We start from the raw sequence: 26,046 nt of genomic DNA on the forward strand, positions 1-26,046 counted from the left end.
CTAAATTATCTCTATAATGATCTTCGTTTTTTACATCTGAACATGCGCTCGAAAAGGATGATAGACAGGTCTTTCTTTTCTGCTTTGCGAATATATTTAAATCTGCCTCGCTTCACTATTTTTTATGGTAATGATTCCTGAACAATAAGATTTTTGCTCAAACTGAGCTTGTGGAAATGACTTTTTAATTTCATCTAACACAAAATATATTTCATCCTCATCCCACTCATCTCCCGCTTCTGACTTACAGTTTTCAAGTTCAACTCTAGTCTTGAAGGCAACATCACCGATAAGCAATTTTCCATCTTCATTTAATTGAGACAGTAACCCTGTAAAAAAGGAAACCTTCTGCTCATCTGTTAGATGATGCAGAGAATATGTACCAATGATGTAAGAATAATCAAAGGGAATAGTAGATTTCTGGAGCTGTGACTGAGCTTCCGCTTCAAGCTGCCTATAATATTGCGTACTGTGAGATGACAGCTGACGAAGACGAAAATCTGTATCTGGTAAAGACAGTTTACACCGATGATTGGCTGGAAGCTTATGAAAATGAGGAAGAGATTGCCTACTCGGAAAAATTTCGTGCTGACAACACTACTTCTACTATTGTAAAACTTTCAGCAGAAGGGAATATTATATGGGAAAAACCGCTTACAGAGACAGACTCTAAGAAGACAGTAGGGAGCATGGCCTATGTTAGGGGGAGGGGAATCCTGACCTATAGTAGTGGAGCAGCTTCATTTTATGACGAAAACACCGATGAAGGAGAAGAAATCATAGGGGGAAATGATGATTCTTCTGATGATTAAAATGTATTTGCCGTTGTCCTAAGCTACACCTCAATCCATTACTTGAGGCATCGTGCAGGTTTAAAGTGTCTACCTATAACGTTCTTGCCACCAGCCTTCTTGAATAATGACTTCAACTTTTTCATATGCTTCGAGTTCATATCAAAACCAACAATTTTCATCATAACAGATCTTGTATCTCTGAAGGCATCATTACCTACTCGTTTTAATTTATTTCCTTTTAACTCAAATTTATACATGGATTTGCAGCCATAAAAAGCTCTTTCCTTGATCATTTTAAGGCTATCAGTATCGCTGATAGAAAAGTACCTGAGATTTGTACATCCTTCAAATGCACTTTTTCCTATATATTTTAAAGGAGCAGAATAGACTATAAACTTTTTTATCATCTGGTTGTCCCTAAAGGCATTATCAGCTATTCCGACAATCTCATAGTCTTCTAAGTAATAATCTTCACAAGCTACATTTTCATAATTCTTTTTTGCATATTTTGTTTTTGGAGAAGGATTAAATCCTGTTATTTCAACTTGTATGTACTTATTTTTAGATTCACTTGCGGTTTTTACAACCCTGAATTTGAATAGATCATATTTTTCACATATAAATTCGTCTCCCTTCATGAGGTGATCAGCACTGACCTCTTCACCTGTTGAGACATATGTCTCGGCACATGCATTTATTGAATATATATTAAATGAAAAAACCATAGCTAAAACTGCCATCAAATACCAATATATTTTTTTCATACTCATTTTTTGTCACTCCAATACTTTTTTCTTTTCTTGAAACATACCTTTTTAGCACCTGCTTTTGTAAGCAACTTCTTAGTCTTTTCAAGCTGCTTCGGACTGATGTCATAGGCTCTTAACTTGAGTTTAGGCTTCGTTTTTGCAAATGCCTTTTTGCCTACGCGTTCCAACTCACTTTTATCAAACATAACTTCACTCAGTTCGCTACAGCCATAAAAAGCTCTTGCTTTAATCTTAGTAAGTCCTGACGCAAAATAATAGTTAAAACTTCTAAGCTGAGTACATCCTTCAAATGCACTTTTTCCTATATATCTGAACTTATCGACATTTGTAATATTGACCTGTTTAATATACTGATTGTTCTTAAAGGCATTATCCGCTATCCCAACTACATGAAAATCCCAAAAATCATCTATATCCCCTATAACATCAACCGTTTCAAACGGATATGGATATGTGTCGGTTAGCTCCTCATCCGGAGTAGGATTAAATCCGGTAATTTCCACTTCTCCATATGAGTGTATCGTTGCAGGCTTTAGTACTCTATAAGTACAAAACTCATACGCAAATTCTGCCCCTTCCGGCAGGTTGTCCCCATAATAATCGTAGTAGTCGGCCGCAGTAGACTTTATAGGATGCACAATAAAAATGGCAATCATAGCCAGTACTGCCCCCATAGCAAATAAACTTTTCTTCATTCCAACATCTCCTTTATATTTTTAAAATATGCGTTACATATTAATAACGTTTCACCTTCTGATTTCGGGACATCTTTTTTTATTACTGTTAAATCCCACACTTCCAGACTCAGATATCCCATAATTCCGCCTAAAACATTCATGATGATATCATCCACATCAAAGTAGCGTCCGCCACTCATCTGTATAATTTCAATAATCAGCGTTGCCATGAAAGAAAGTATAAAAATTGAAACCAAACTCCATCTTTTCCTGGTAAATACTATTGGTACTAACAATCCCAAAGGAACGAAAAGTATAATATTTGCCACCGCTTGCGACAAGCAAATGTTTTCAAATGGGACAAGATTTCTCATATATCCGCCAATACGTAATGTATATAGGCTTAACTTCATTTCAGCCAATCCGGTAATTCTTAGTAAAACAACAATGTATGAAATGAAAATGGCATTCTTGGCCATCTGCCATTTATTGGAAATTCTTTTTCTAAAAAAGATAATTTCTACGCGGAAAAATAATACAGAAACAAAAACCATAAATGTGAAGACGAACAATCCAGCATAAAATATTCTCTCCCAACTTCTGCTAGTAATACTCATAAAACTGTAAACCACCCCACTTCCGGCAAGGTAATCTCCTCCACGTTTTCCAGACTTGTTCCTGGATCTGAAGTTGTCTCGCTTTCACTACTACATGCTCCGCAAAAAGGCATCAATAAAATAAGTAGCGTTGTTACGATTATTATCCCCAATACTTTCTTCATGACCCATATATCCTCCTTAGATTATAGTAGTTATTTTTAAAAATGCTAGCAAAAAGTCTGCATCAGATACTGTCAAAGACAAAAAATAATGCTGACTTCAAAAATGTCAGCTTATGTTCAAAAATAATCAACTATCACTTATAATGAAAGACTCTTTATACTTTTCATTAATGACAAGGATCCCTCTTTACCTTTTTGTAATAATCCATTTCTCCTATGCACTATGTCCATATACATCTCTTGCATATACGCTTGAAAATGGTAATTGTAATAATTAACGCCCAGATTGTAATAATTTACATCTGCACTATGAAATAAGATTTCGCATGTGAAAGAAAAATAAGATACCGCTAAAACACCGGTACCCATCATCATATAACTATTTAACCATTCTTATTTCTGTAGCACCAAGACTCTTAATCTCTTTTTGTGTCCCATCCTCTTTAAAACCATATCTCTTATAAAAGCTGATAGCTCGAGGATTGTCCTTAAGTACCCACAGCTCTTTTGTATGATAGTCTTTCAGGTGTTCAAGACCTACATCCATGAGTTTCTTAGAAACTCCGGTGCCATAATAATCTGATAAAACATAGATAGCGTTAATTTCTCCAACTCCCGGAGCATCTTTGCCTTTTCCAAAGTAGCAGACAAATCCAACAACCTTATCCCCATCCAAAGCAACATATGTATTCTCAGGCCACTGAAAAGCCCATTCCTCACACTTCTCCAGCGTGAGCTTGTTCAAATAGTCTTTGCTTACAATATTTTCATAGGCCTCGTGCCAGGATTTCCAATGCACATATGCTTTACCCTTTTTCTCACTGTCTGTTTCCATCGCTTTTATTATGATTCCCATGCCATAATCTCCCTTACACAATTCTTAATTTCTTAACTTGTTGTGATATTTTGACAGTACCTCCACGGATAAGCTGCTCTCCTACTTCAGTAAATCCCATCTTTGCGTGAAAAGCCAGACTCTCTTTGTTATAAGGAACAGTAGTAATCGCAGCAGCCACTATCTCTATGTCATTTTCTTTAACATAATCAAATGCATATTGATATAACTTACGTCCTATACCCTTTTTCCAGTATTCTTTATCTACAACAATTCTGTCTATATAAAGGAATTTGGAATACCGCTCTTTAAACCATCTATAACTCTTGAAATCATAGTCCTCAAGACCTTCTCGTAAGGCAATGATAAAACCGGCAGGATTCTCATCTACATAGATAACATGAAAGAGCACTGCTCTTTCTGCAAGGTATTCCAGTTCTCCTCTGTCCGTAGGTATCAGGACATCGACATTTTCTTCATTTAGTTTAAGAACATAGTCATAATCCTTAGGTTCTATGCGTGTAATATTTTCCATATATCAGGTTTCAACCCCTCCCTACAATCTTTATATGCCTTTTACCGAAATGGTAAAGACATACATCTAATATATCAGAAAAAGCCCTCAGAAATAATCCTGCAGCTTGTGTACAGATCAAATGAAAAATCTTGTATTTTAACAATTTCATGATAAAATTCAAATCGTGCTTTTGCACGATTGAAAAATGATACACAAAGAAATGAGTTATAAATGAACGAACCAAAACTTGCCATACTAAAAAAGATAAACAAACTGGCTATTCCCGGAATACTTTCCATGATCCTGTCAACTATCTTTACCATTGCTGACGAAGCAATCGTAGGACGTATTGATGTAGATGGGTATACCGCTGTTTCCATATCTGCAAATATCATATATCAGGTGATAGGAAATCTTGGCGCTATTTCAGTTGCTTTTACCATTCTTTTTGCCAAAAGCATAGGCCAGAAGGATAAAAAAACATCCGCTCAGATTTTTAATACAATACTTACCATATCAATTCTGATCGGAGTTGTAGCAGAGGTACTGGCAATTTTCTTTGGAAAAGGCCTCATACATGCAATCTATGGAGTGTCTGATGGGATCCTTAATGAGGCATACAGTTACCTGGTGATTGCAGGATTAAGCATCGGCATCAACCTGATATGCTTTGTTATGTCAGGCTTCTTTAAGAACATTATGGAACCTAAGATTGCTTTAATAGCAACCAGTGCATCATTACCTGTAAACTTTGTCCTGGATTATGTTTTGGTATTTGGAAAATTTGGATTGCCTAAGCTCCGAGGATCCGGAGCTGCTATTGGAACCATTTGTGGACTTGTAGTAGAAATAATAATATATGCTTTCTATTTTATTAAGAAAAGCGACTTCCAGTACAGCTTTAAAATCAATGGGGATATCCTTAAGAAAACTATGGGATTATTTATTCCTCTGTTAGGGCAGGATTTTGTTGAAAATACAATTTTCGTAATTGTAATAGGTGCCATAATATCAAGATACAACACCGTACTATATGCCACCTATTCAGTGATTAATGCGATCATTATTGCCCTGACAACCATTATGTATGCTTATGCAGGAGCAACCATGACTTTAGTAGGTCAGGCATATAGTTCTGATACAGATAGAAAAGCATGTAACCGTTACCCTAAGTATTCCGCAATGATAGCTGTTTTGATTTATGCGGTAATCTTAGTAATTACAGTCATTTTCCCAAGCCAGGTCTGCGGCATTATTACTGACCAGTTCGAAATTTTGGAAAAAGCCATACCAGTAGTTGTGTTCGCACTTTCAGTGCAGATACTGAACATACCATGTCAGGTCAATCCAATCATCTATATATTGTAGTCGATTGGTTCTTTTGATGGAATATTTGGTATAAATATTCCAATTATTCCACTCATTCCACGGCTTTTTAGAAGTTTTTGTTGACATTTTGTTGATATTATCCGGTAGCAACCACTTGTTATGAATGTGGTTACATAAGTCATTTTTTCAAAAACTTATCTGCTATCTTCTCTAACTCTGCAAACTTAGAAGATCTCTTCACCAAATTTCTATTTTTATCTGGCTTGTTTGTCACTAGATCATACACTTTGTTTGCCCTATTCTCGATCGTATCAGCATGATCTCTGCACCATTTTAGCTGCTTTTGCATAAGTTCTTTATGATTTTTAATCTCGACAGCATCATTCGTGTGTATTGTTAAATCCACTTTCTGTATAACGCTATCTATAACAGGAATCATATTATTGATGTTAAGAACACCTATAAGTTTACTTGTTCCATCCTCATTTTTCTTACTATCATCAAAAATTTTGATAAAATCAACCTGACTTTTCTTGTTCTGGAATTTAGGTTTTGGCGAAGTAAGTGGTATACAGTAATGCCTGCCATTGAGAAGTACAACAACTCCAACAAATGGCCTGTTCTCCTTTCCTCTCTGCGGAGATATAGACATAACATTATCATCCGCATTGGACAAATCCCTGATATATTTTAAGTCTATGTAGTAAAAGTTCAGTTTCTTCAAGTAATCATGCTCCTTAATAACAAATAACGAGCTACGTCGCATGACGCAGCTCGTAAAAATCCTTTTCGCCGGTAGGGCTCCCGTCTTAATAAAGTTCCCATTTGTTTTATATGGTAGGGCTCCCATCTGATAAAGCTCCCGATTATTTTATATGGTGGGGCTCCCATCTGATAAAGTTCCCATTTCGCTTGGTAAGGAAACCAATACATCTCTTCGATGTAACTAAATACTAACATCTCCAAACATATGTTGCAATATCAAAAATACACAAATAATTTTCATTATAGTTAGACGTGATTACATTCCCCTATTGCCGTTAAACGGCTATGCGCTAACTTTGTGTATGCATCAATCCAGCCACGTTCTTCAGCAGTAGTATCAAGCAAACCTCTAATAATCGATTAGTTTACTCACCCAAGGACTCCAGATATTCAAAATATTCAATATCTCTAAGCTCCTCTTCTGCATATTCTCTGCCCATCCATCCGGCGCAGCACAGATATTCAACAACATTATCATACTCTGGGAACTTCCATTTTCCTTCTATTATTTCCAGCAGACTCCCATCTGCGCGAAAGTCCTCAATTTGACATTTATTATATACATTCAGATTATGCTCATCCGTTCCGCACCAGAAATCACCTGTCTCGGCATCAAACACCATAGTCTTATACTTTCCGGTTAGTCCAGGTAAGGCTTCATTTTCGCTGTAATTGGCGATGACATAATGTCCAGTTTTTTCTTCGATAAAATCATCTATCGACACATTGGCTGCCTGCTTTTTATACTGATCACTATTTTCAGATACAGTTCTGTATGCCCGAAAAGCTGCCTCATACATCCAGTTATACTTATAATAATCATTTAGCGTATTAACCATTTCGTGGCTATACATGGATTTAGAAACATTAGGATCCTCAAAAGAAAGGAACGTAACTTTTGATATTTTTGAAAAATCGATTGTCAGATTATTATCTACAACTATTTCTTCTGTCACCATGTTTCCGCATCCAGAAAGCGCCAATATCAGAGCCAATGCACATACCACCGGAAAACATTTATTCTTCATATATACCATCTCCACTCTGTCTTACATACTGAGTTCTAAAATCAGATCCTTATATCGCTGTGTCTTATTTTTGATATCCTCTTCTGAAACCCCATAGTATTTATAGACATCCTTATAGATTTTACGCCACTTTCTGATATAACCATTACTCCCCTGGGCATTGCCGCCAAAATAGGCGTAGTTGCGCTCAATTATGATATCCATTGAATCATTGATATCTTTTCCTGTCTTGATGTATCTATGGTAATCGATATCAAACACTTCCCTAGGTATACTCTCAGCTATTTCACGCTCTTTATCAGATTTCTCCTGGAGCTTTCTCATAATCACCGCAGAGTCCTCTGATGGATCAAGATCAAAATCAATTTCCTGCCCTTCTACCAGATCCGGCCTGTGCTCGAAAAGAAAACTCGTACGCATCTGCTCATATTCTTCAATAAAAAGCGAATCCGTCCTATCCGCTTCAACAAAACCATATCTGCTTTTCAGATACTCCTCGATCTCTTCAATAGTATGCGTTCCCGGTACTATTTTTTTCTCGATGAGATGCCTTTTTGTTCTGTTGATAAATCTCTGTATTCTCTGCTGAAACGTTGGCTTATGTGTTTTGTCTGCAAAAAATATGGTAGTTGGCCCATCAGCGCCACCTATGATTTCTGGATCTTCATATTCTTTCTGTTCTTCCATCATTTGCACCCTTTAAAAATTATAATCTGTACATCCATACACTCTTCATCTGTGAAACCAGCGTATCCACATCCCATTTCTTAGCACTGTTTTTAGGACTGTTAGGATCATTTACAGTCACTAGCCCATTCTCATCGATCCCTGTCAGAACAATGAAATGTCCGGTATATGTGAAATCCCCGGGCTTCATCGAGCATATCATAGGGGAATCATCCGAAAGATTGTCTCTTATATATTCTGCTGAAACACTTCCGTCAGATACAGTAAGCCCATAATGCTCAGCTCCTGTTGTCATGATATCCCAGGATGTTCCCTGACCATATGTGTATAGTCCCTGCTCCGCTGCATAGTTTCCAACAACATAGGGATTTATTGATGCATCTTGCTTTAATCCACAGGCAACCATTGCAACACATGTCGGTCCGCAGCCAGCCACGCCTATATAATTGCCGCCATAGTCACGGTAACCCCATCGCTTGTCCCACTGAATGAACAGCGGAATCCTCTTCTCGGACATATCTGCAGTAACATCCATGTCAAAATCTACGTCCTTAAGCTCCATGAAATCCTGTACATATTCCCTTGCTTCAGGATACTTTTCACCAAATTCCACTACATTCTCAGGAACAGTTTCTATCACCGGTTTTCTATGAAAACATGTAACGCCCACAAATAAAACAGCGCTTACAATAGCAAGTGTAAAAGCAGCTACTAATACCGTTTTACGCTTATTAGTTTTATGAACTCTCGGCTTAACCTCAGCATCACGCTGTACGTTTTCATTGTTTTGCCCCTTTGCTTTTGACCTGAAAACACCTGCAACTATAAAAAGAATAGACCCTATTCCAAGTAAAGCAAACGCGATTGTATCTGTAAGCCAAAGCGGCATAAATATCCAATCAACTAAGATAAGGCTGCCCATAATGGCAGCCTGAAAAATAATAAGTTTAATAATCCCCAATAAAATCTTCTTCAATACGAATCCCTAGCTCTTTCTACTTTTGCCATCACGAATTTTCACTCAGGTATATTGAAACCCTGCTCTGAATGATACCGGCTACTTCTTCAGCGCTCTTTTGGTCTGCAAAATATGCGCCGGCTTCTTCTGCAATGATAGAAGTGATGGCTCCATCATCCTGATATGCTTTGGTTGTGGTCCTTACCAGGTCAGCAATCTGTCTTTATACGCTTTATTATCCCCTTTTTCATACTTAAATGCCTTCCATACCATTGTTTTAACCAGTTATGTAATAACAAAGCCTTGTAGAAGCCGTAACTTACAACAAGGCTTATCTATTATTCATTTTTTAATAATGGAGTTTACACAATCAGCTGCACCACATCCAAAATGAATAACTTGCGATGATTCATATTCACCAGTTTCAGCAGCCGTTTCTTCTAGTTCACCTTTTTTTATGATATACTTTTTTACTCCAGTGTTATCTCCAGCCCATATAGCGTCCTCTGTAAAAGAGAGCGGATATGCTGTGCTCAGACTTTCTATAGTTCCTAAGTCTTTCACCTCATTGTTATAATAGTAATAGACTTTGCATTGAACAGCAGCTGAGCTTTCAATACCTGCATCATAAACATGTTCTGTTGTAACTAACACATTTTCAGGATATTTCATTTCAAGAAAGGCATAGGCACCATCATCACCCAAATTAGCAATTATTCCAGCTTCCTCATATGTACCATTATTCTTGTTTCCACAACCAGAAATTATAATCATCAGTAATATTACTGCTAAGAGTTTATATATTTTCATTCTTTTTCTCCTTCAAGATATTTATTAATTCAATAGTAAGCATAATTCCACCTATAGCAATCAATATAACTGCTGGAATAAAAAATGGTGTAGTTTCTAAAGAAACATTTGCATATTCGCCCGTAGATATAGCTCTATACAGAATGTATTCAATATTTAATGTTGTATACCTAATCGCAAATATGAATATCAATGCTAATAAACCTATCAGTAAGAAAAAGACACTACTCATGAACATAATTAGATTACGTTGATTCCGCTTATTAACCTGTATAATGTCTTCAAGTGATATAGTTTTACTTTTTTCCATTTTTCCCTCCTTAAATAAATCATCCAAGGAAATCTGAAAGACCTCGCAGAAACTAATTGCCATTTCTAAATCCGGGACAGATAATCCCTTTTCCCATTTTGAAATTGTCTGCCTTGATACATTGAGCTTATTGGCAAGTTCCTCTTGTGTCATTCCTGAAATCTTTCTGATTTCTTTTAGTTTTTCATATGTCTTCATTCGGAGCCTCCTTATGCTTCAATGTTATTGACTATCCTATAATAAAGCTAGCAATGCAGGTTAACATGCATGTAAAAACACGTTGCACCAGCTAAATTTCTGATATTTATGGACCTACGCTCTTAAGAAAAATATCATTCTTTCCAAAAACTTATAATAAAATAGGAAACAATCAACACAGTAATAAAAGCTGATTGCGTACATAAGTACATAATATTTAACATTTTCTATTCCTTAATCAAAACAAGACTGCCATAACAACATGGCAGCCTACGCTAATCATAATAAATGTAACCAGTATAATGTTTTCATCCCCCAATGCCTTCTCCAGTAAAAATATTCCCCTCAATAATCTTATCAGAAAATTAAAGTATTAAAAACTCACTTATTGCGGATTATTAAATGTAGCCTACAATCTTTTTCTTCCATTCACTTTATATCGAATAGCCAACACAAGCATAAGTGCACCGTAAACTATAGCTGTATATTTAGCAAAAACATAAATAAATACGTCCCCAGTAGTCAGCTCACTAAGCAGCGCCTCATATATCAGCTCCAGGTTAAGTACTACGAGTGAGGCATATGCAGTAACCGGAAAGCTCACGTCATCCTTTATGCTCCTGAAAATCTCAATTGAAATGATCAGAAGATTCAATAGAAAAACTACAAGAAACTGTTTTTCAATAAATGGCCCAACCTGCACAGGCTCCATACCAAAAGGCATCACACCATGCATGATCTTTAAGATGCACCAGCCAAACATAAGAGAGCTATATACTCCGCTTATTAGGGAAGCTGCAAATCTTGCAAGATCTGGCCTGGATAGAATCCTCATTGAGAGCTTCCCTCTCGAAGAAATCATCATAAATATGACCATAGCAGCCATGATAGCAAGGATTAATGGATAAAAATCTGCATAAAGTGGGAAAATCGACGGTCCATGGAATATGCCATAGCCAGCCATGATGATAATAATTCCATAAATGATAGAAACAAACGCCCTAAGAAGCATCCTTACTTTCTGCCTGCGCTGCATTTTTAATGTTTTAAGAAGTTCATTAAGAGCAGCTTCCGTGGTCATTTGATTTTTGCTGCCTACGACAATTTCTTCTATACTGATATCAAGAGCATTTGCAAGATTTTCAATTACACCAACATCAGGAAAACTGGCTCCTTTTTCCCACCTCGAAACAGCCTTGTTGGTTACTCCAAGGATATCCCCCAGTTCAGCCTGGGTGTATCCTTTCTTTATTCTTGCATCTTTGATTACCTGACCTGTTTTTTGCTTGTCCATGGTTGTCCCTCCAATTTCATTCTCATACGAGCAAGCAAAAACTTCAATCTACTGTAGCGAGAACAGGCTTAAATACTGTGATTTTCTCCATCCGCATTTCACAAGTACTTTATTCAGCCTCATATGTATTCTCAATATCAAGCAGCCACGGAAGTATAAAAATCATTCCTATCTGTACTATAGGATCTGGGAACCCATCTTCAACAAGATCAACTTCCCCTTCCACATATACATTAAAGTCCGGGGCCAGTTCTATTCCTTTCTGCTCCTTATCCCTCTCAATTATTTCCCCACATACATGGAAAAAGCCTCCACCAAAAATACCTTTTCCTCCATTCTTTTGGCAAAACCAATATGTTTCGCATACTTTCTTAGGAACTACCCCTATCTTCTCGAAAAATGCAGCGACTTCTTGTGGCATTACATCACAAAACTTTATAAAGTTTCTGCATCCATCACACATACAGTCTATCTCCACGGAATTGTCTGAATAGTAAAATTTCCTGGTTCTTTTTACATCAATATCTACAACTGTCCCATTGAAATCTATAATCATTTTTCTGTCTCTTTAATCTTTTCAAATTAAGCCAAACGAAATTTAATAGGAAGCAAAATCGCAGTAATAATAAATCCATAAAACGGTGGCAATAAAATACAAATTATTCTTCCATCATCAAGTAAGTCTGAGCCAATTCCATACACCAAGAAACAAAGTACATAAACTATTCCTCCTATCCCATATATGCTAGTTTTATTCTGTTTATGCTATTTATATGGATTATCTTTATCTTTACTTGTAACATACATTGCTAAAATAGCAATAGTATCATCATCTACAACTATAGCAGGTCTTCTCTTTTCAACATCCTTATCCCCATAAGGAAAGTGAATCCACCACACCTCACCAACGTTATACTTTCCCGTTTTTCAAAACCTCTTGCTTATATATTTCATCCCACTCATCGTCTAGAACCCAATCATCATCTGGAGGAAGGTCTTCAATTCTAACAGCATTTTTGTGCAATAAATCTCTATTCTCCTTAATATAATCCTTAAAGTCTTGAACAGATTTAATTTTAGCCATGTCATCCTCCTTTCTGAACGCCTTATAAAGAAAAGGTTCATCTCCAGCAATGCAAAATAGATGAGCAGTTAAGTATTTTCCTTAATTTTTTAATAACTTACGTAAATAACATACAAAAAAAGAAGCCTTTGCTTATAACAACCATTATTCTAAATACCAAAACCAGATCAATGAAACTTTTTCAGATGCTTTTGATATAGATGTGAGTGGTATTTTTTATAATTTAACTTACTATACATTAACTACTAAAGATAACATGACTTACTCCTCCTAAAAATGGCAGGTGCAGGTGTTACTTATACATATCATCAACTGTGATAAGAACAAGATTTGTCTTATCTATATCATTAAACCAGTCTGTAAATCCGCTAAGTGAAAAGAGCAGATATTTTGCAATGTTGTATTTTCCGGAAATAAGTCTTGCTCTTCTGATCAAGGTTTCATATATCCCCTTATCGATCTTTTCATTCTTAAACTTACATTCACCGATAACTGCTGTCTTGTCTATTGTAGAAATGCCAACAACGTCTATATCTGTTGCCTGCTGATACCACTTACCTTCCGCATCCTGAAGCTGCTCTACGCCCCACCAGGTTCCGGTCTCAGTTAGGAATGATCCAAATGCTCCCTGGATTCCCTGCTCTAAAGTATAGTATCTACACATTTCTTCAAATACACTTCCCATGAATTCATGAAGTTTTGGCTTTACTGCCTTTTCATAGTAGGGATCTCCCTGCCCCATCTCTATTACGCTTATGGCCTTGGGGATAAACTCATACCAGAACTTAAACATATGATCCTTTAGTACATACTGGGTCTTTTTCTTATTCTTTTCCTCGGTGATGCACTTTTTCTTCTCTACAAGACCTACATCTATCAGCTTTTCAAGTGAATAGAGAACTGTCGGATCCTTTTCCTTTACTTTGGATGCAATGATATTAAGGGCATTTTCTCCTGATGCTACCTGTTCTATAACGTTATTTACAAGAGTTACATCAGCAAATTCCTGGGTAAGAAGATTCTTTGTTTCATCAAAAAGATATCCGTTTGTATTAAAGAATAGACGCTTGATATTATCATCAAGGCTCTTTTTAGGATCAAAGAGTGACAGATACTTTGCAACTCCTCCTGTTACGCCGTAGCATATAGCCTTATCTTCCGGTGAGTAATCCGGAACAAATAGCGCTGAATCTCTGTAATTAAATGCTTCAAGCTTAATCTGAGCGTCTCTCCTTCCAAAGACAGGGCTTTTTTCACTAAGTACCTTTTTCTCCATAAAGCTAAGAGCCGATCCGCAAAGTATCAGCATAAGATTCTTATCAGGCCATTTTGTATCAATATACTTCTGAAGGATTGATAAGAGTGCTTCATCCTTCTCAGCCCAGTATGGAAGCTCATCTATCACAAGTATGATCTTTTCATCAGATTCACTTAGCTTTTTTGTAAGAATATCAAGTACGCTCTCAATTGATGGAAAGGTTGCATCACTATATTCAGGATCAAGAACGTCCAAAACCTGTTTTGAAAAAAGCTCTAAGTTCCTTTCTGCTCCAACCTTTGTTGCAGTGTAGAATATGGCTTTCTTATCTTTTATGAACTCTGTGATAAGGTATGATTTTCCTACTCTTCGTCTGCCATATATAATGGTCATTCCAAAGCCCGCTTTGGAATATACTTCATTTAGCGATTTTAATTCTCTCTCTCTTCCAATGAACATATGGCTCTCCTTAATTCAAATCATTTTTATTCAAATACTTTTTAATAAAATCTCTTTGAATTAATATAACATGCCGACACTTATATTTCAATCAGGCTTTTATAGTTTTTGCATAAGGAGAATTGTCAAAATATCCCATCATCAGCGGAAACCACATCTCGTTGCCTTTATCATCCGACCTTTCTTTCCTTATTATGTCGATATTAGATGAAATGTCGTCGCTCTGAGGATACATTATTCTGTACTCTTTTCCGGAAAGCGCATCTCTTACATCCTTATAAAAATCGACAATCTGTTGATCACTTGCTTTTAGGAACAAGATCATCAAAACCTGGAGATCAGATTCACTGAATCAGGCAGATCCTCCTCTATAAATCCGGAGTCGACAAACCCGCACTTTTCATAGACTCGAAGTGCAGGCGCATCTTCCTTGTCCACACACACCTCTACATGATCATAGTGATGCTCCTTCTTCAGCTCATCCAAAATAAGCATAAGTGCCCGGGTTCCGTAGCCTTTTCCCTGATATCTTTTATCAATCATGAACTGCTGCAAATCATACCCAAGAGGTTCATCCGTAAACTCCCGGACAAGAGCCACACCTATAACCTTGTCAGAATTCACTTTGTCATTCTCACTTCCAAGCGAATTATCACTTTCAAGACTATCCGACTCTCCAGACTTTTCTTCTAAAACAACAACATAAACCTTTGCATTGCAATCCCGGTAAACATACCCTCTCGCAAGAATACCGATAGGAGGCGCAAGAAATCTCTTCTGCTCATCATTGACAGTCAGGGATGCCACCTCTATCCAGTTCTCTTCAGTAACACTTGTAAGCCTTATCTTTGCTTCATTCATATTCATGTTTATTATCTCCATTCTTTATTCTTGTTTTTCTAAGCGCCTGGCAAAAATCTGTATTCACTTCATTTTCGCTGACACCTACCAATAATTGTATGGAGACCTGGGTTGTGGATAAAAAAGAAAAACCGTGACTAATAAGCCACGGTTAAAAGACTGCTTTTTAAAATCCAAAATCAGAAAGCACAAACCGAGGTCATCATACTGTATTCATTTGCATTTCTCTTTGTCATTATGAACATACTGATTACCTCGCTTTCTTTTAGATTTGTAAGACAAAATTAAAGTTATCAAATTTCCGATAATAAGTCAACTCTGAAAATTTTAATTATATCAAATTATATCAATAAAAGAAAAGATTTTATTTCTTTAGCGAATGAAATAACACGCCAGAGTAAGATACAGGTTTTGTCTTTATATGCTAGATTATTTAATCAGTCCGCCACCCTTTACAGAAACAAAAGGAAGCGCTCTGTTGCTGCCGACGGTGAAAAACTAAAGAACAATCTGGTGTCTTTCCTTCCCTTTAGGATATGACTTTTAAGGTTTAATCTTCATCTTTCAATTTGGTTTTATCAAGGATTTCGGTATCATCATCAGATGATAGGATGAGTGTCACGTATGACTTGTACCTTTCCTTGAACATGCGGATCTGGGTGGTGAGGATCTCCTTGTCTTTTTCTCCATATCTTACAAATATATTCTTATAGCTGTTATCGCTCATGTTTCCCCTCATGGATTTTTACTTCTCTTATTTTCTTAGCAGGTATTTGCCTGTAAGTATGTTTTTCTCACAGGCACTCATGTGATACCATTCGCAGATGCCGCAGATTTCTTTCATTTTTTCATGGGTCATCTTTTCATGAACTTTTGTTATGAGGTCCTGGTAGTCATAGATCTTCTCTTCAAGGTCAAGAAGGGATACTACACCTTTATCAAATATGAGGACTTTTTCATCATCAGCGCATATTCCTTCGCCTCTTTTTCTTGGACAGAATCTGCATATATCGTCCGTAGAAAATACTATCTGAACTTTGAGAGCTGGATCTTTCCTCATTCTGTCTGTTATCATTGTCATGTTGAGGACAAATTTTTCATCGTAGCCTTTTCCGCTGTAGCCCTGCGTACACAGAAGGTGGTGCGGGCGTAGTCTTATGATTTTATCGTCATTTGCCATTTATGATTCATCTTCTTTCTTGAGTTTTATTACTGAGTCATTTCTTTAAGGATTTCTTCCTTTTTCACTCCATATGCTGTCTACTGGAGAACCCCTCTTTCTTTAAATCAGAATCAAGATAATCAAAGCTCTCCGGGACAATCTTTATCAGGTTCATAGGCTGCGGAAGTTTTTTCATTGCTTCAAGCGGAATCTTCTTAAGCTCCATTATTTTAATGTACTCATCACTGAATGGCTCTACCATCGTAGCGGTTCCCATTGTCTGCAGGCTCTTTAACTGATGAAATCCTCCATATGGTTCATAGATAGCAAATGCTACACGCTTATTGTCTTTAAGTGCCTTGAATTTCAAGCCGCCCTCTGAAAAGAGGTAAAACCACTCATCAACATAGTTGTATTCTATTGGTGTACATCTGACAAAATCACCTGATGCCGTGGCTAGAGCACCTGTATTATGCGCCTTTATGAATTCATTTATCTTTGCCTTTAGATCGGCTTTTTCCATATGAACAGAATCCTTATCCTTATTTATCCATACGGCTGCCGCCTGATCATAGTCCATTTCCCACATTTTAAAGTCCTCCTACCTTACTAAAAATACAAATATACCCATTGTTATCGCTTCCGTAATAAGCGGTACCATGCCAAAGATGTATCCTGTCATTGGCTTAACCCTGTAATACTGCAAATAGAAAAACAGACTGGATATTGCTGCTATCAAAATAATTGTAAGAAAGATTACAGCCTTATCTATCGTAACAGTTTCCCAGGCAAATGCCCTGTTTATGGAAGCTACTTCAATCATCGACCATCCTATTATCAAAAAGAGTTCTGTCGTCACCTGTCTGTGAAGCAGCACTCTGGTCCCATAAAGCAGGATTATGTATGTCAAAATGCCAACGGCAATAATAATTATCCCTGATGTAAAGCCCTTTTCTGTTGGTATCTTAACAATCCCCAGCATATTTATGAACAGACCGGAAAGACCAAAGCCCGCTGTAATAAGCAGTAAAATCCCATCCAGTCCGGATGTATGGTTATTACCATGATCAGGATGAAATGCTACTCCCCACCAGATCAGATAAAAAATGCAGCATACAATCAAAAGTGCTTGTCCCAACTTAATCTGAGTCATATGAATCCCTCACCAATATACTCTCCTTACAGATTTTCATAAAAAGACACTGCCTCAGCTATTTCATCCTCAGTAGGATGTCCTTTCCTCCAATTATACAGAAAAAGGGCTCTGATTGCCTATATTAATCAATCAGAAGGTAACATTTAATATACAACATAATCTATAAACTTTCTGTAAACAAAAAGCACATGTTTTTTGTTTGTTTTTTGTTTATAAAGCTTTTTGTTGAGTCACAGCGCGATCCAAGTTACAATTAAAATAGAGCGGTATTTCAACAATAATGATTGCGGGTGTATTATCATCACAGATTCAGTCCCATTGCCCTGCACACAGGAGACAATGATATGTTCAATTGGATCAGCCCTTTTAACTACGACTTTGCCATAGCGTCAATACCTATACAGATAATACTTCTATTATTCTATGGCTTTAGAAGAAATCTTCCTATAAGGCAGAGCGTTTTTTTCTGGATTGCCATGAGTTCAAACCTCATCATGACAATTTCTGATATCATTTCCTGCGAAATGAATGAAGTGTGGATGATTTTCCCTCTGTGGGTAATGTATGCAATCAATCATGCATATTTCCTTGGTTTTATCATCAGAGGATGGTCTCTTTTTATGTATACAGCAGAGTCTACCCATCGTTATAGAAAATCCGATCATATCTTTAAGATTATCGCCAGCCTGCCTGCATTTATTTCCGTTATTCTTATCCTTTCAACTCCATGGACATCTGCTATTTACACCATTGCTGATGATGGATATCACAACTGCTCTCTTTATAAAACAATCTATTTCAGCACCTATTTTTATATCATCGCATCACTGTTTCTTGTTATCAAATTCTGGAAACAGCTTTCAAGGCGCATGAAAGCAGGACTTCTTTCTTTTAACCTGCTCCTGTTATTCGGAATAATCATAAGAAAGCAGTTCTATCACATGCTTGTCACAAGTTATTTCAGTATCCTTACTATATTGATCATCTTCCTTACATCTGAAAACCCCGATCTATATAGGGACAATCGTACATCATTATTAAATAAGAACGCACTTAACAGGATCGGTAAAGAATTATGGGAAAGAAAGATCCCGTTCAGTCTCATTACAATATCCATCAACAACTATGAGGCTTCCAAGGTTGTCTACGGAGTCAATCAAATTAATGATGAACTGAAGATCATTGCAGAGTGGCTCGTACAAAATTACCGTAATAATTACCTGTTTTATATAAGAAACGGCGTATTCATTGTCCTGATAAAAGGTCATCTGGAAAAAGACCCGTCTTTGGTAATAAACGAATGGATAGAAAAATACGAACTCCTTAGAAAAAACTGCGACGACATCGTTCCTATTCAGGCTTCAATGATGTTCCTATCTGAGTCTCTGATCAGCGAACATGCTCTGCTGGTGTCTGACCTGGCAAGATACGCCATAAATAGTTCATTTGAGGAAAACCGCAAAGGTAACTACTGCTTCTCGGACAAAATGGTAGAAGGCGTCAAAAAACACAAAACAATAGAAAAAGCAATCAAACTTGCCATGTCAGAGAAGAGGTTTGAAGTATATTTTCAGCCCATCTATTCTAATGCAGACGGAAAAGTCATGGGTGCAGAAGCTCTTGCGAGGCTTAATGATCCTGAAATCGGCTTCATTTCTCCTCTTGATTTCATTCAGATTGCTGAAAAAAATGGTGATATCATAGAAATAGGCAAACAGATCTTTGAAAAAGTCTGCATGTTTCTCGAAAACGTGGATGTCAAAAAACTTGGCATTGAGTTCATAAATGTCAACCTGTCTCCGATACAATGCATGAGCATCAACCTTCCTGGTGACTTGGCAGAAATAGCTAAAAAATATAACGTTCCAATGGATATGTTCGACTTTGAGATAACAGAGTCACTTATAGATGACTATGACATGATACAGGTTACAATTGCCGGATTAAGAGCCATGGGTGCAGAACTGTCTCTTGATGACTTCGGAACAGGTGCAGCTAATCTTACAAGCCTTATAAATCTGCCAATTCACGTGGTAAAAGTTGATATGTCCTTTGTAAGGTCATATTTCGCAGGAAAAGCAGGTTTCTTACCTGATCTGATAAGCCTTTTCAAACACTCAAAGATGGAGATTGTTGTAGAAGGAATAGAAACTTTGGAAATGAAAGACAAAATGGCAGAACTGGGCTGTGACTATGAGCAGGGATATTATTTCTCAAAACCAATACCACCTGCTGAATTTATCGCTTATATGGAGGCACAGGTAGGGCAGATATGATCAATAAAAAAATGAAAAATCCCTTACAAAAATCACTTATCCGCATCAGTGTAATCATTGTTATATTCATATCTATTTCCGTGGGCACTTTGTGCTTTGATATTTACAGGAGGGATATGATAAACAGATATCAGAACTACGCCGGTGATACCATCAACTTTCTGAGCAGCTGCATAGATGTTGATGACCTTGAACAGTGCATGCGCACCGGTGTCAAATCCGATAAGTACAATGAGCTTCAGACTCTGGCCAATGATCTCAAGGAAACCCATGACCTGTTTTTTATATATATTATTAAGCCGTTAAGGGCAGATCCTCCGGACAACATGATGGATGTCCTTGCTGCATATACTTTATATGAAAAGACATATGAAGCAGATGAACTTACCGATCTCGGAAACTATACCGGAGATGCTTATCCAAGGGATGTCGCCCTTGAGTACCTTAAGCGCATGGACACGGATACAACTGTCACTTACTTTAGAAATGATACTGACTTTGGGAAGATATATACCGCAATCCGTCCTCTGATAAATTCAAAAGGGGAGCCCATTGCTGTAATCTGTGGGGATATCCTTATTGATAACATTTATAAAGCAGCCTATACATATGCACTTGCGACATTCATAGTTGCACTTATAGCTGGTCTGCTTCTTGTTTTAGCTCTCAACAGATGGTATAACAAGCGGATAGTCATGCCTATACGGAACCTTGAAAATGCAACCGGCATAATTGAAGACAAGTGTCGAAGGCGTGCTCCTGTATCAGAACTAGTTATGGACGAAATTGACATACATACTCATGATGAGATCGAATCCCTGTCTGGCTCCATCATTTCTATGGTGGAGGACATCAGAACTTATGCCTCTGATCTGATCGACAAAGATAAAAAAATAAGCGACATGCAGGATAAGAACTCCCAGCTGGAAGCCCTTGCAAACCGTGATTCTCTGACCGGAATACGAAATAAGACCGCATACGACAATGAGATCAAGAGCCTTGAATGGAATCTTATGCTTGGAAAAACTGAATTTGGAATCGGAGTCGTTGATCTTAATTACCTAAAAATCATCAATGATACTTATGGTCACGAAAAAGGTAATGAAGCCATCAAGAACATTTGTCATATAGTCTGCGTTATATTTGCCCACTCTTCTGTCTTCAGAGTGGGAGGTGACGAATTTGCCATAATCCTAAAGGGTCAGGACCTTGAAAATATTGATTTTCTAATAGATAAGTTCAACCAAGAGCTCTCAGACCTGTCAAACAACAAAGATCTATCTCCCTGGGAAGCTGTGTCAGCTGCGATTGGTTATGCCACATATGACAGTGATAAAGACGCCGGTGCAATAAACGTCTTTAAGCGTGCAGATAGCAACATGTATGAAAACAAGAAGAAAATGCATGCTGAAAGAACGTAAGAAATATCGGTCAGGCTTTTTCATTCACTCTTTTTTTGTAGATTTTATCCCGTTTTAATGTTAAGCTAAACATATGAGTGCTATTACTGACAAAACCTTACTTGATAATTTTCTTAATCTGATTCCTGCCGGTGTTTTCTGGAAAGACAAAGACAGGCGTTTTCTTGGTGCAAATAAGATGTTCCTTGATTACTATGGACTCGAATCCGTCTCGGAGCTTATAGGCAATACTGATGAGGATATGGGCTGGCACATAGACCCGGAGCCTTTTAAAAGAGATGAACTTAGGGTAATAAACAACGGCGATTCCATTAAGAATGTCTTAGGCCAATGTATAGTACAGGGAAAGATCAGAAAAATCAGAGCTTCCAAGTCTCCTCTTTATGACAAAGGGGAAATTATCGGCCTTGTCGGATACTTTATGGATATAACCGATGAAGTTGAGGAAAGACAGCGGCTTTCATATCTTTCACAGACAGATGACCTTACCGGTATTTTTAACCGCAGAGCATACAATGATGTTGTTCTTCAATACGAGGAGCAGTACAAAATCAACAAGACAGATTTTGTTTTATATATGATCGATCTTGATGATTTTAAAAGAATAAACGATGAATATGGTCACGAATATGGTAACATGGCTATCATTGCCGTATCCAAAGCTCTTTCCATGGCTGCAGCGGAAAACTGTGTTCTGTTCAGATACGGTGGGGATGAGTTCATTGTTCTTCACCAGCTCCAGTCTGTCGATGAAGTTGAAGTGATTGAAAAGAGACTCTTAAAAGCTATAGACAGTGCCAGGAAAATCGATGATGCTAAAATTGTAACCAAAGCGTCCATTGGGCATGCGATGTACTCAAAAACAAACTCCTTATTGTCTTTGATAGAGCTTGCCGATAAACGAATGTATGAAATGAAAAAAGAACATAAAGCGAAAAGATAAAGCCGCTGCTTTTTCTTGAAAAATTAAATAACGTATCAGCATCCTAAACTTTTCTTTTAAAATTTAATTCCCCTCTAAGTATCGATATCTCAATGTTCTTCCTCATTTTAGACTATTGATATATCACATAACTTGATTATATAGAATTATCTCTGAAATGAGTGTAAATAAGCATAAAGAAACTATTAAGCAACGCTTTATCATTAAACAACTAGGTTTTAAGGGATACTAATCCTTGAGAGCGCCCATAGTCAGGCCGGATATCAGATATTTCTGGAAAAACGGAAATGCCATGGTTATCGGTATAACTATAACTACTACTATGGCCATTCTCACGGAATCCGTAGGCAGACTTGTAAGTGAGTCTACGCCAAGATATTGCTCATTTTTGGCAAGGGATGAGACCTGACGTTCTATGGATATCAGCATATATTGCAGAGTGTATAAATCTGTGTGGTTACTGTCTATATAAAGAAGTGCTTCATACCACGAATTCCAATAACCGAAAGTGAAAAACAAACCAATCGTTGCGATAAGCGGCTTAGCAAGAGGAAGTACCAGCCCGGAAAAAATCTGCAATTCCGTAGCGCCGTCTATTCTTCCTGCATCGATCAGCTCATGCGGAAGTGATGTAGAAAACCATGTTCTTGAGATAAAAATATAGAAACTGGAACAGGCTATAGGCAAAAGAAGGCTTAAATATGTATTGGCAAGATGGTAAATCTGAGTATTTACCATGTAAGAAGCAACAAGCCCTCCTGAGAAAAGCATGGGAATGATCGCAAAAACCGTGAAAAAATTCCTATGCCTGAACTCACGCAGGGACAGAGCGTATCCATAAGGTATAACTATAAACAGTCCCAGAATCGTTCCTGCTACAGTAATAAATAAGGAATTAAAAAAGGCTCTCCCTATAAAGCCGCTTACCTGCCACAGATAGCTATATGCCGAAAGAGAAAATTCAGCCGGTATAAAGGCATACCCGTTCAAGGCTATAGAACGTTCAGAAGATAACGATATTATGACAACAAAAAGCACCGGAATTACCATAATTATCGATATCAAAATAAAGAGCAAGGTATATATAAAGTTGGCAAATCTACTTATTTTCATCAAAACAATGCACTCTCCGGACTTATCTTTTTAATGATTCCATTAGCTATCACCAAAAACAGGCATCCAAAAATATTTTGGAAAAATCCTACTGCTGTTGAATAACCATATATGGCAGACTCTGTTAATGCCTTATATACATATACATCCAGCGTCTGCGTTACTGATAGTATCTGTCCTGAGTTTCTGGTAACCTGGTAAAACAGACCAAAATCTGAATTCAGAATATGCGCTGTATTTAGAAGAAGCAGCATCCCCACAACAGGTTTTAGCAGAGGCACTGTGATATACATCGTTTGCTTAAAAGGTGTTGCGCCGTCTACTCTCGCACTTTCATAAAGCGAAGCATCTATTCCATGGATTGCAGCCAGATAAATTACTGTCTGATATCCGACTATTTTCCAGGTGTGTACCAGCACAAGAATAAAGGGCCAGAATATTTCTCTTTGATACCACAACACCGGCTCACCACCATTTTGTGTGATGATCCTGTTAATTAATCCTTTGTCCGTAGACAGGAATGCAAACAGAAAATACGAAACAACTGTCCAAGATAAGAAATGCGGAAGAAACATTACAGTCTGAGCGGTTTTTGCCAGGATGCGACTATAGAGCCTTGTAAGCATTATGGCAAGGCATACAGGCAGGGTCGCACCCAGCACAATGAAAACCACATTGTATAAAAAAGTATTTCTAATAATGTTTAAAATATCAGGAGAACGGAATAGGAACCTGAAATTGGCCAGTCCCGCATTGCTACTGGTAAGAAGGCTATACACAAATCCTTTTCCCGGGCGATAACGATAGTTTTTAAATGCCATCAGTACACCAAACATAGGTATATATGAAAACATTAAAAACCATAACGCGCCAGGAATCACGAAGGTCATAATAGATGTCTTTTTCCATCTTCTATTAAGCTTTACACGATTCCTCTCCGTTCTCATGTAATAATCTCCCGTTAATTAGCTTTTTCCTTTGCAAGACTTTCAGCCAGCTGCTTCCTTGCTTCTTCAAGAACTGCCTCATATCCTGCAGCCTCGAGCTCTTTCTTTATGTCAGGAAGTATTTCATCCACGTTCTCTGTTCCGGTGATAAGAAGTGAATAATACTTGTCCATTACTGCATTACAAGCGGCATTTTCTGCTTCTACAGGCGTTATGTCAAAGTTGAAGTCCCCAAGAGTTGAGTATGTAGCATCTTTGTAAGCATCAAATACCATAGGCCAGGGATTTGGATCTGATCTCTCGGTTTCACTTATAGACTCTACTGATGCTGTTACTGTAGAACCTGTTATATATCCGTCCATTGACCAGTTCGACTTACCCTGTTCAGTTCTAAGTACTGTGCCGTCATCGAGATAATTGAAATGAACGCCTTCTATTCCATAACGCAGAATATCTCTGAAGGTACGATCCATATTTAGGAGCTCCAGATACTTAAGACATGCAACGGCACGTTCCTCGCTGCAGGCTGCATTGATCGCAAATAATGATCCTCTGGTAGTTGCCGGAGAGATAAACGGTCCATCATATAATGACATAAATACAGGGAAACCTGCCCATGCACTCCATCCTGTGTAACCGGGCTGAGCTGTACCTGCACGTACAGATGCCCTGATTTCCTTGCCTATGCTCTCGGTTATAGCTGCATCAGGATTGATATATCCCAGCTTATACCATTTATTTAGCAGGCGGAATCTATCCATGAGTACATCATTTTCCCAGAATGGAACGATCTGGTTCTCTCTGTCAGTTCCTGCAAAATAGTACGGAGAACATAAGTAATTTCCTGCTATCCACTGACAGAAATTAGTAAATCCTGTCAATCCGTTTTTTCCAAGCGGCATAGGATAAACATCATCATAGTTTTCCTTGTAAGCTGCAAGATAAGGCTCTAATTCTGCAAAATCCATCTTGTCCTTCAGTTCCATTCCGATGGCTTCATAGCGTTCCTGATCAAGCCTTAGATACATCATATATGCCATACTACCGTCAGTAGGTACACCATAATATCTTCCGTCGACACTTGCTCCGACCTTCCAGAAGTCCTCCGGTATTTTGTTATACATATCCGGTGTTTCTTCCTGGACCAGCTCCGTAATATCATAAAACATGCCTCTGTAAGCGTTTGATACGTAATCGTTGCACCAATCGCTGGTAAAAGTCATATCATACTCATCTCCTGCTGACATAGACAGGTCAAACTGATCTTCTTCCTTGAAGATCATATTGACAGTAACCCCAATCTTTTCAGCGGAGTACTTGTTGGCTGCTTCCTGCACAAGCGCTGCATCTATAGGAGCTGCACCTGCAGAAAACAGCCACCAGGTAAGCTCTATAGGCTCTTCTGAAGTAGATGTAGCTTCTGCGTTGTCATTTATGCTTTCCTCAGTGCTTTCAGCAGCACTTGTTTTTGCTGTTTCAGTTGAGCTATCAGACGTACTACCTGCATTATCTTTAGCATTGCCACAGGAAGCCAGTGCCATAGCAACCATACTTATTGCTGTAATTAGTGCCACTGAAGTTTGTTTGATTTTTTTCATTGATTTCTCCCCTCT

At 37.7% G+C, this 26,046-nt stretch carries 32 protein-coding genes; 5 read left to right on the forward strand and 27 right to left on the reverse strand.

Going from position 1 to position 26,046, the window contains the following annotated elements:
• Positions 1-96: 96 nt before the first annotated feature.
• Positions 97-297: a hypothetical protein gene (locus T543_RS14300; RefSeq protein WP_051638809.1), complete on the reverse strand. Its 201-nt coding sequence runs from the start codon at positions 295-297 to the stop codon at positions 97-99.
• Between the two features lie 131 nt (positions 298-428).
• Between T543_RS14300 and T543_RS14305 the strand changes: the two genes are divergently transcribed.
• Positions 429-812, forward strand: a complete 384-nt coding sequence (locus T543_RS14305) for a hypothetical protein (RefSeq protein WP_035769757.1) — start codon at positions 429-431, stop codon at positions 810-812.
• Between the two features lie 38 nt (positions 813-850).
• Here T543_RS14305 and T543_RS14310 read toward each other — a convergent pair whose 3' ends face one another.
• The 6 genes from T543_RS14310 to T543_RS14330 all read right to left on the reverse strand — a co-directional run bounded on the left by T543_RS14310 (position 851) and on the right by T543_RS14330 (position 4,392).
• Complete coding sequence (locus tag T543_RS14310; RefSeq protein ID WP_035769759.1) at positions 851-1,564, reverse strand: leucine-rich repeat protein; 714 nt, start codon at positions 1,562-1,564, stop codon at positions 851-853.
• Entirely contained in the window at positions 1,561-2,259 is a 699-nt protein-coding gene (locus T543_RS14315; RefSeq protein ID WP_035769760.1) for a leucine-rich repeat protein, read from the reverse strand. The genes T543_RS14310 and T543_RS14315 overlap by 4 nt, the downstream gene beginning before the upstream one ends.
• Positions 2,256-2,858 carry a VanZ family protein gene (locus tag T543_RS15455; RefSeq protein ID WP_051638810.1) on the reverse strand — a complete coding sequence of 201 codons (603 nt, stop codon included), beginning with the start codon at positions 2,856-2,858 and terminating at the stop codon, positions 2,256-2,258. The genes T543_RS14315 and T543_RS15455 overlap by 4 nt, the downstream gene beginning before the upstream one ends.
• Positions 2,855-3,022 (reverse strand): hypothetical protein, encoded by a 168-nt coding sequence (locus tag T543_RS15955; protein ID WP_155843308.1) that lies wholly within the window; start codon positions 3,020-3,022, stop codon positions 2,855-2,857. Before T543_RS15955 ends, T543_RS15455 begins: the two co-directional genes overlap by 4 nt.
• A gap of 379 nt (positions 3,023-3,401) precedes the next feature.
• Entirely contained in the window at positions 3,402-3,878 is a 477-nt protein-coding gene (locus T543_RS14325) for a GNAT family N-acetyltransferase (protein WP_035769767.1), read from the reverse strand.
• Between the two features lie 13 nt (positions 3,879-3,891).
• On the reverse strand, positions 3,892-4,392 hold the full coding sequence (locus T543_RS14330; RefSeq protein WP_051638811.1) for a GNAT family N-acetyltransferase: 501 nt from the start codon (positions 4,390-4,392) through the stop codon (positions 3,892-3,894).
• 213 nt (positions 4,393-4,605) lie between these two features.
• Here T543_RS14330 and T543_RS14335 point away from each other — a divergent pair, with 213 nt between their 5' ends.
• Entirely contained in the window at positions 4,606-5,742 is a 1,137-nt protein-coding gene (locus T543_RS14335) for an MATE family efflux transporter (protein ID WP_035769768.1), read from the forward strand.
• A gap of 139 nt (positions 5,743-5,881) precedes the next feature.
• Here T543_RS14335 and T543_RS14340 read toward each other — a convergent pair whose 3' ends face one another.
• The 17 genes from T543_RS14340 to T543_RS14405 all read right to left on the reverse strand — a co-directional run bounded on the left by T543_RS14340 (position 5,882) and on the right by T543_RS14405 (position 17,730).
• Positions 5,882-6,427, reverse strand: coding sequence for a type III toxin-antitoxin system ToxN/AbiQ family toxin (locus tag T543_RS14340; RefSeq protein ID WP_035769968.1), 546 nt, complete (start codon positions 6,425-6,427; stop codon positions 5,882-5,884).
• 406 nt (positions 6,428-6,833) lie between these two features.
• Positions 6,834-7,496 carry a hypothetical protein gene (locus T543_RS14345; protein ID WP_035769771.1) on the reverse strand — a complete coding sequence of 221 codons (663 nt, stop codon included), beginning with the start codon at positions 7,494-7,496 and terminating at the stop codon, positions 6,834-6,836.
• 21 nt (positions 7,497-7,517) lie between these two features.
• Entirely contained in the window at positions 7,518-8,186 is a 669-nt protein-coding gene (locus T543_RS14350; RefSeq protein WP_155843310.1) for a hypothetical protein, read from the reverse strand.
• A gap of 16 nt (positions 8,187-8,202) precedes the next feature.
• Entirely contained in the window at positions 8,203-9,144 is a 942-nt protein-coding gene (locus T543_RS14355) for a C39 family peptidase (RefSeq protein WP_051638812.1), read from the reverse strand.
• 339 nt (positions 9,145-9,483) lie between these two features.
• Positions 9,484-9,951, reverse strand: a complete 468-nt coding sequence (locus T543_RS14360; protein WP_051638813.1) for a hypothetical protein — start codon at positions 9,949-9,951, stop codon at positions 9,484-9,486.
• Entirely contained in the window at positions 9,938-10,459 is a 522-nt protein-coding gene (locus T543_RS15460) for a helix-turn-helix domain-containing protein (protein ID WP_051638814.1), read from the reverse strand. Before T543_RS15460 ends, T543_RS14360 begins: the two co-directional genes overlap by 14 nt.
• Positions 10,460-10,868: 409 nt before the next feature.
• Positions 10,869-11,753 carry a helix-turn-helix domain-containing protein gene (locus T543_RS15465; RefSeq protein ID WP_051638815.1) on the reverse strand — a complete coding sequence of 295 codons (885 nt, stop codon included), beginning with the start codon at positions 11,751-11,753 and terminating at the stop codon, positions 10,869-10,871.
• A 109-nt stretch (positions 11,754-11,862) separates the two neighbouring features.
• A complete protein-coding gene (locus T543_RS14375) occupies positions 11,863-12,309 on the reverse strand; it encodes a hypothetical protein (protein WP_035769777.1) in 447 nt (148 codons plus the stop codon).
• Between the two features lie 209 nt (positions 12,310-12,518).
• Positions 12,519-12,653: a hypothetical protein gene (locus T543_RS16690; protein ID WP_081830099.1), complete on the reverse strand. Its 135-nt coding sequence runs from the start codon at positions 12,651-12,653 to the stop codon at positions 12,519-12,521.
• A 10-nt stretch (positions 12,654-12,663) separates the two neighbouring features.
• The gene (locus tag T543_RS15960) at positions 12,664-12,837 is read right to left on the reverse strand and encodes a hypothetical protein (RefSeq protein WP_155843312.1); all 174 of its coding nucleotides are present in this window, start codon (positions 12,835-12,837) and stop codon (positions 12,664-12,666) included.
• A gap of 292 nt (positions 12,838-13,129) precedes the next feature.
• Positions 13,130-14,554, reverse strand: coding sequence for an ATP-binding protein (locus T543_RS14380; RefSeq protein ID WP_035769780.1), 1,425 nt, complete (start codon positions 14,552-14,554; stop codon positions 13,130-13,132).
• A gap of 91 nt (positions 14,555-14,645) precedes the next feature.
• On the reverse strand, positions 14,646-14,879 hold the full coding sequence (locus T543_RS14385; RefSeq protein ID WP_155843314.1) for a hypothetical protein: 234 nt from the start codon (positions 14,877-14,879) through the stop codon (positions 14,646-14,648).
• Positions 14,879-15,421, reverse strand: a complete 543-nt coding sequence (locus T543_RS14390; RefSeq protein ID WP_035769786.1) for a GNAT family N-acetyltransferase — start codon at positions 15,419-15,421, stop codon at positions 14,879-14,881. The genes T543_RS14385 and T543_RS14390 overlap by 1 nt, the downstream gene beginning before the upstream one ends.
• Positions 15,422-15,965: 544 nt before the next feature.
• Positions 15,966-16,142 carry a hypothetical protein gene (locus tag T543_RS15965; protein ID WP_155843316.1) on the reverse strand — a complete coding sequence of 59 codons (177 nt, stop codon included), beginning with the start codon at positions 16,140-16,142 and terminating at the stop codon, positions 15,966-15,968.
• A gap of 27 nt (positions 16,143-16,169) precedes the next feature.
• Entirely contained in the window at positions 16,170-16,595 is a 426-nt protein-coding gene (locus T543_RS14395; protein WP_051638816.1) for a DUF1284 domain-containing protein, read from the reverse strand.
• A gap of 64 nt (positions 16,596-16,659) precedes the next feature.
• Positions 16,660-17,166, reverse strand: coding sequence for a pyridoxamine 5'-phosphate oxidase family protein (locus tag T543_RS14400; RefSeq protein ID WP_051638817.1), 507 nt, complete (start codon positions 17,164-17,166; stop codon positions 16,660-16,662).
• A gap of 12 nt (positions 17,167-17,178) precedes the next feature.
• Positions 17,179-17,730: a hypothetical protein gene (locus T543_RS14405; RefSeq protein WP_035769789.1), complete on the reverse strand. Its 552-nt coding sequence runs from the start codon at positions 17,728-17,730 to the stop codon at positions 17,179-17,181.
• Positions 17,731-18,077: 347 nt separating this feature from the next.
• Here T543_RS14405 and T543_RS14410 point away from each other — a divergent pair, with 347 nt between their 5' ends.
• From T543_RS14410 to T543_RS14420, 3 genes are all read left to right on the forward strand, one after another.
• Positions 18,078-20,009: an EAL domain-containing protein gene (locus tag T543_RS14410; RefSeq protein WP_035769792.1), complete on the forward strand. Its 1,932-nt coding sequence runs from the start codon at positions 18,078-18,080 to the stop codon at positions 20,007-20,009.
• Positions 20,010-20,125: 116 nt separating this feature from the next.
• Positions 20,126-21,430 carry a GGDEF domain-containing protein gene (locus tag T543_RS14415; RefSeq protein WP_197023979.1) on the forward strand — a complete coding sequence of 435 codons (1,305 nt, stop codon included), beginning with the start codon at positions 20,126-20,128 and terminating at the stop codon, positions 21,428-21,430.
• Between the two features lie 73 nt (positions 21,431-21,503).
• On the forward strand, positions 21,504-22,373 hold the full coding sequence (locus tag T543_RS14420; RefSeq protein WP_035769796.1) for a sensor domain-containing diguanylate cyclase: 870 nt from the start codon (positions 21,504-21,506) through the stop codon (positions 22,371-22,373).
• Positions 22,374-22,601: 228 nt separating this feature from the next.
• Here the strand turns inward: T543_RS14420 and T543_RS14425 are convergent, their stop codons facing one another.
• The 3 genes from T543_RS14425 to T543_RS14435 are packed head-to-tail and all read right to left on the reverse strand — an operon-like array spanning position 22,602 to position 26,031.
• Positions 22,602-23,486 carry a carbohydrate ABC transporter permease gene (locus tag T543_RS14425; protein WP_035769798.1) on the reverse strand — a complete coding sequence of 295 codons (885 nt, stop codon included), beginning with the start codon at positions 23,484-23,486 and terminating at the stop codon, positions 22,602-22,604.
• Complete coding sequence (locus T543_RS14430; protein ID WP_035769800.1) at positions 23,486-24,433, reverse strand: ABC transporter permease; 948 nt, start codon at positions 24,431-24,433, stop codon at positions 23,486-23,488. Before T543_RS14430 ends, T543_RS14425 begins: the two co-directional genes overlap by 1 nt.
• Positions 24,434-24,447: 14 nt before the next feature.
• Positions 24,448-26,031, reverse strand: a complete 1,584-nt coding sequence (locus T543_RS14435) for an ABC transporter substrate-binding protein (protein WP_035769802.1) — start codon at positions 26,029-26,031, stop codon at positions 24,448-24,450.
• Between the last annotated feature and the right edge of the window lie 15 nt (positions 26,032-26,046).

The organism is Butyrivibrio sp. NC2002 (genome assembly GCF_000702265.1).
In the GTDB taxonomy this organism is placed as follows: Bacteria; Bacillota; Clostridia; order Lachnospirales; family Lachnospiraceae; genus Butyrivibrio.

Bases quoted from the DNA above. Each gene is read 5' to 3' on its own strand.
- T543_RS14310 (WP_035769759.1), bottom strand. From the start codon at position 1,564: ATGAGTATGAAAAAAATATATTGGTATTTGATGGCAGTTTTAGCTATG.
- T543_RS14315 (WP_035769760.1), bottom strand. From the start codon at position 2,259: ATGAAGAAAAGTTTATTTGCTATGGGGGCAGTACTGGCTATGATTGCC.
- T543_RS15455 (WP_051638810.1), bottom strand. From the start codon at position 2,858: ATGAGTATTACTAGCAGAAGTTGGGAGAGAATATTTTATGCTGGATTG.
- T543_RS15955 (WP_155843308.1), bottom strand. From the start codon at position 3,022: ATGAAGAAAGTATTGGGGATAATAATCGTAACAACGCTACTTATTTTA.
- T543_RS14325 (WP_035769767.1), bottom strand. From the start codon at position 3,878: ATGGGAATCATAATAAAAGCGATGGAAACAGACAGTGAGAAAAAGGGT.
- T543_RS14330 (WP_051638811.1), bottom strand. From the start codon at position 4,392: ATGGAAAATATTACACGCATAGAACCTAAGGATTATGACTATGTTCTT.
- T543_RS14335 (WP_035769768.1), top strand. From the start codon at position 4,606: ATGAACGAACCAAAACTTGCCATACTAAAAAAGATAAACAAACTGGCT.
- T543_RS14345 (WP_035769771.1), bottom strand. From the start codon at position 7,496: ATGAAGAATAAATGTTTTCCGGTGGTATGTGCATTGGCTCTGATATTG.
- T543_RS14350 (WP_155843310.1), bottom strand. From the start codon at position 8,186: ATGATGGAAGAACAGAAAGAATATGAAGATCCAGAAATCATAGGTGGC.
- T543_RS14360 (WP_051638813.1), bottom strand. From the start codon at position 9,951: ATGAAAATATATAAACTCTTAGCAGTAATATTACTGATGATTATAATT.
- T543_RS15460 (WP_051638814.1), bottom strand. From the start codon at position 10,459: ATGAAGACATATGAAAAACTAAAAGAAATCAGAAAGATTTCAGGAATG.
- T543_RS15465 (WP_051638815.1), bottom strand. From the start codon at position 11,753: ATGGACAAGCAAAAAACAGGTCAGGTAATCAAAGATGCAAGAATAAAG.
- T543_RS14375 (WP_035769777.1), bottom strand. From the start codon at position 12,309: ATGATTATAGATTTCAATGGGACAGTTGTAGATATTGATGTAAAAAGA.
- T543_RS15960 (WP_155843312.1), bottom strand. From the start codon at position 12,837: ATGGCTAAAATTAAATCTGTTCAAGACTTTAAGGATTATATTAAGGAG.
- T543_RS14380 (WP_035769780.1), bottom strand. From the start codon at position 14,554: ATGTTCATTGGAAGAGAGAGAGAATTAAAATCGCTAAATGAAGTATAT.
- T543_RS14385 (WP_155843314.1), bottom strand. From the start codon at position 14,879: ATGATCTTGTTCCTAAAAGCAAGTGATCAACAGATTGTCGATTTTTAT.
- T543_RS14390 (WP_035769786.1), bottom strand. From the start codon at position 15,421: ATGAATATGAATGAAGCAAAGATAAGGCTTACAAGTGTTACTGAAGAG.
- T543_RS15965 (WP_155843316.1), bottom strand. From the start codon at position 16,142: ATGAGCGATAACAGCTATAAGAATATATTTGTAAGATATGGAGAAAAA.
- T543_RS14395 (WP_051638816.1), bottom strand. From the start codon at position 16,595: ATGGCAAATGACGATAAAATCATAAGACTACGCCCGCACCACCTTCTG.
- T543_RS14400 (WP_051638817.1), bottom strand. From the start codon at position 17,166: ATGTGGGAAATGGACTATGATCAGGCGGCAGCCGTATGGATAAATAAG.
- T543_RS14405 (WP_035769789.1), bottom strand. From the start codon at position 17,730: ATGACTCAGATTAAGTTGGGACAAGCACTTTTGATTGTATGCTGCATT.
- T543_RS14410 (WP_035769792.1), top strand. From the start codon at position 18,078: ATGTTCAATTGGATCAGCCCTTTTAACTACGACTTTGCCATAGCGTCA.
- T543_RS14415 (WP_197023979.1), top strand. From the start codon at position 20,126: ATGATAAACAGATATCAGAACTACGCCGGTGATACCATCAACTTTCTG.
- T543_RS14420 (WP_035769796.1), top strand. From the start codon at position 21,504: ATGAGTGCTATTACTGACAAAACCTTACTTGATAATTTTCTTAATCTG.
- T543_RS14425 (WP_035769798.1), bottom strand. From the start codon at position 23,486: ATGAAAATAAGTAGATTTGCCAACTTTATATATACCTTGCTCTTTATT.
- T543_RS14430 (WP_035769800.1), bottom strand. From the start codon at position 24,433: ATGAGAACGGAGAGGAATCGTGTAAAGCTTAATAGAAGATGGAAAAAG.
- T543_RS14435 (WP_035769802.1), bottom strand. From the start codon at position 26,031: ATGAAAAAAATCAAACAAACTTCAGTGGCACTAATTACAGCAATAAGT.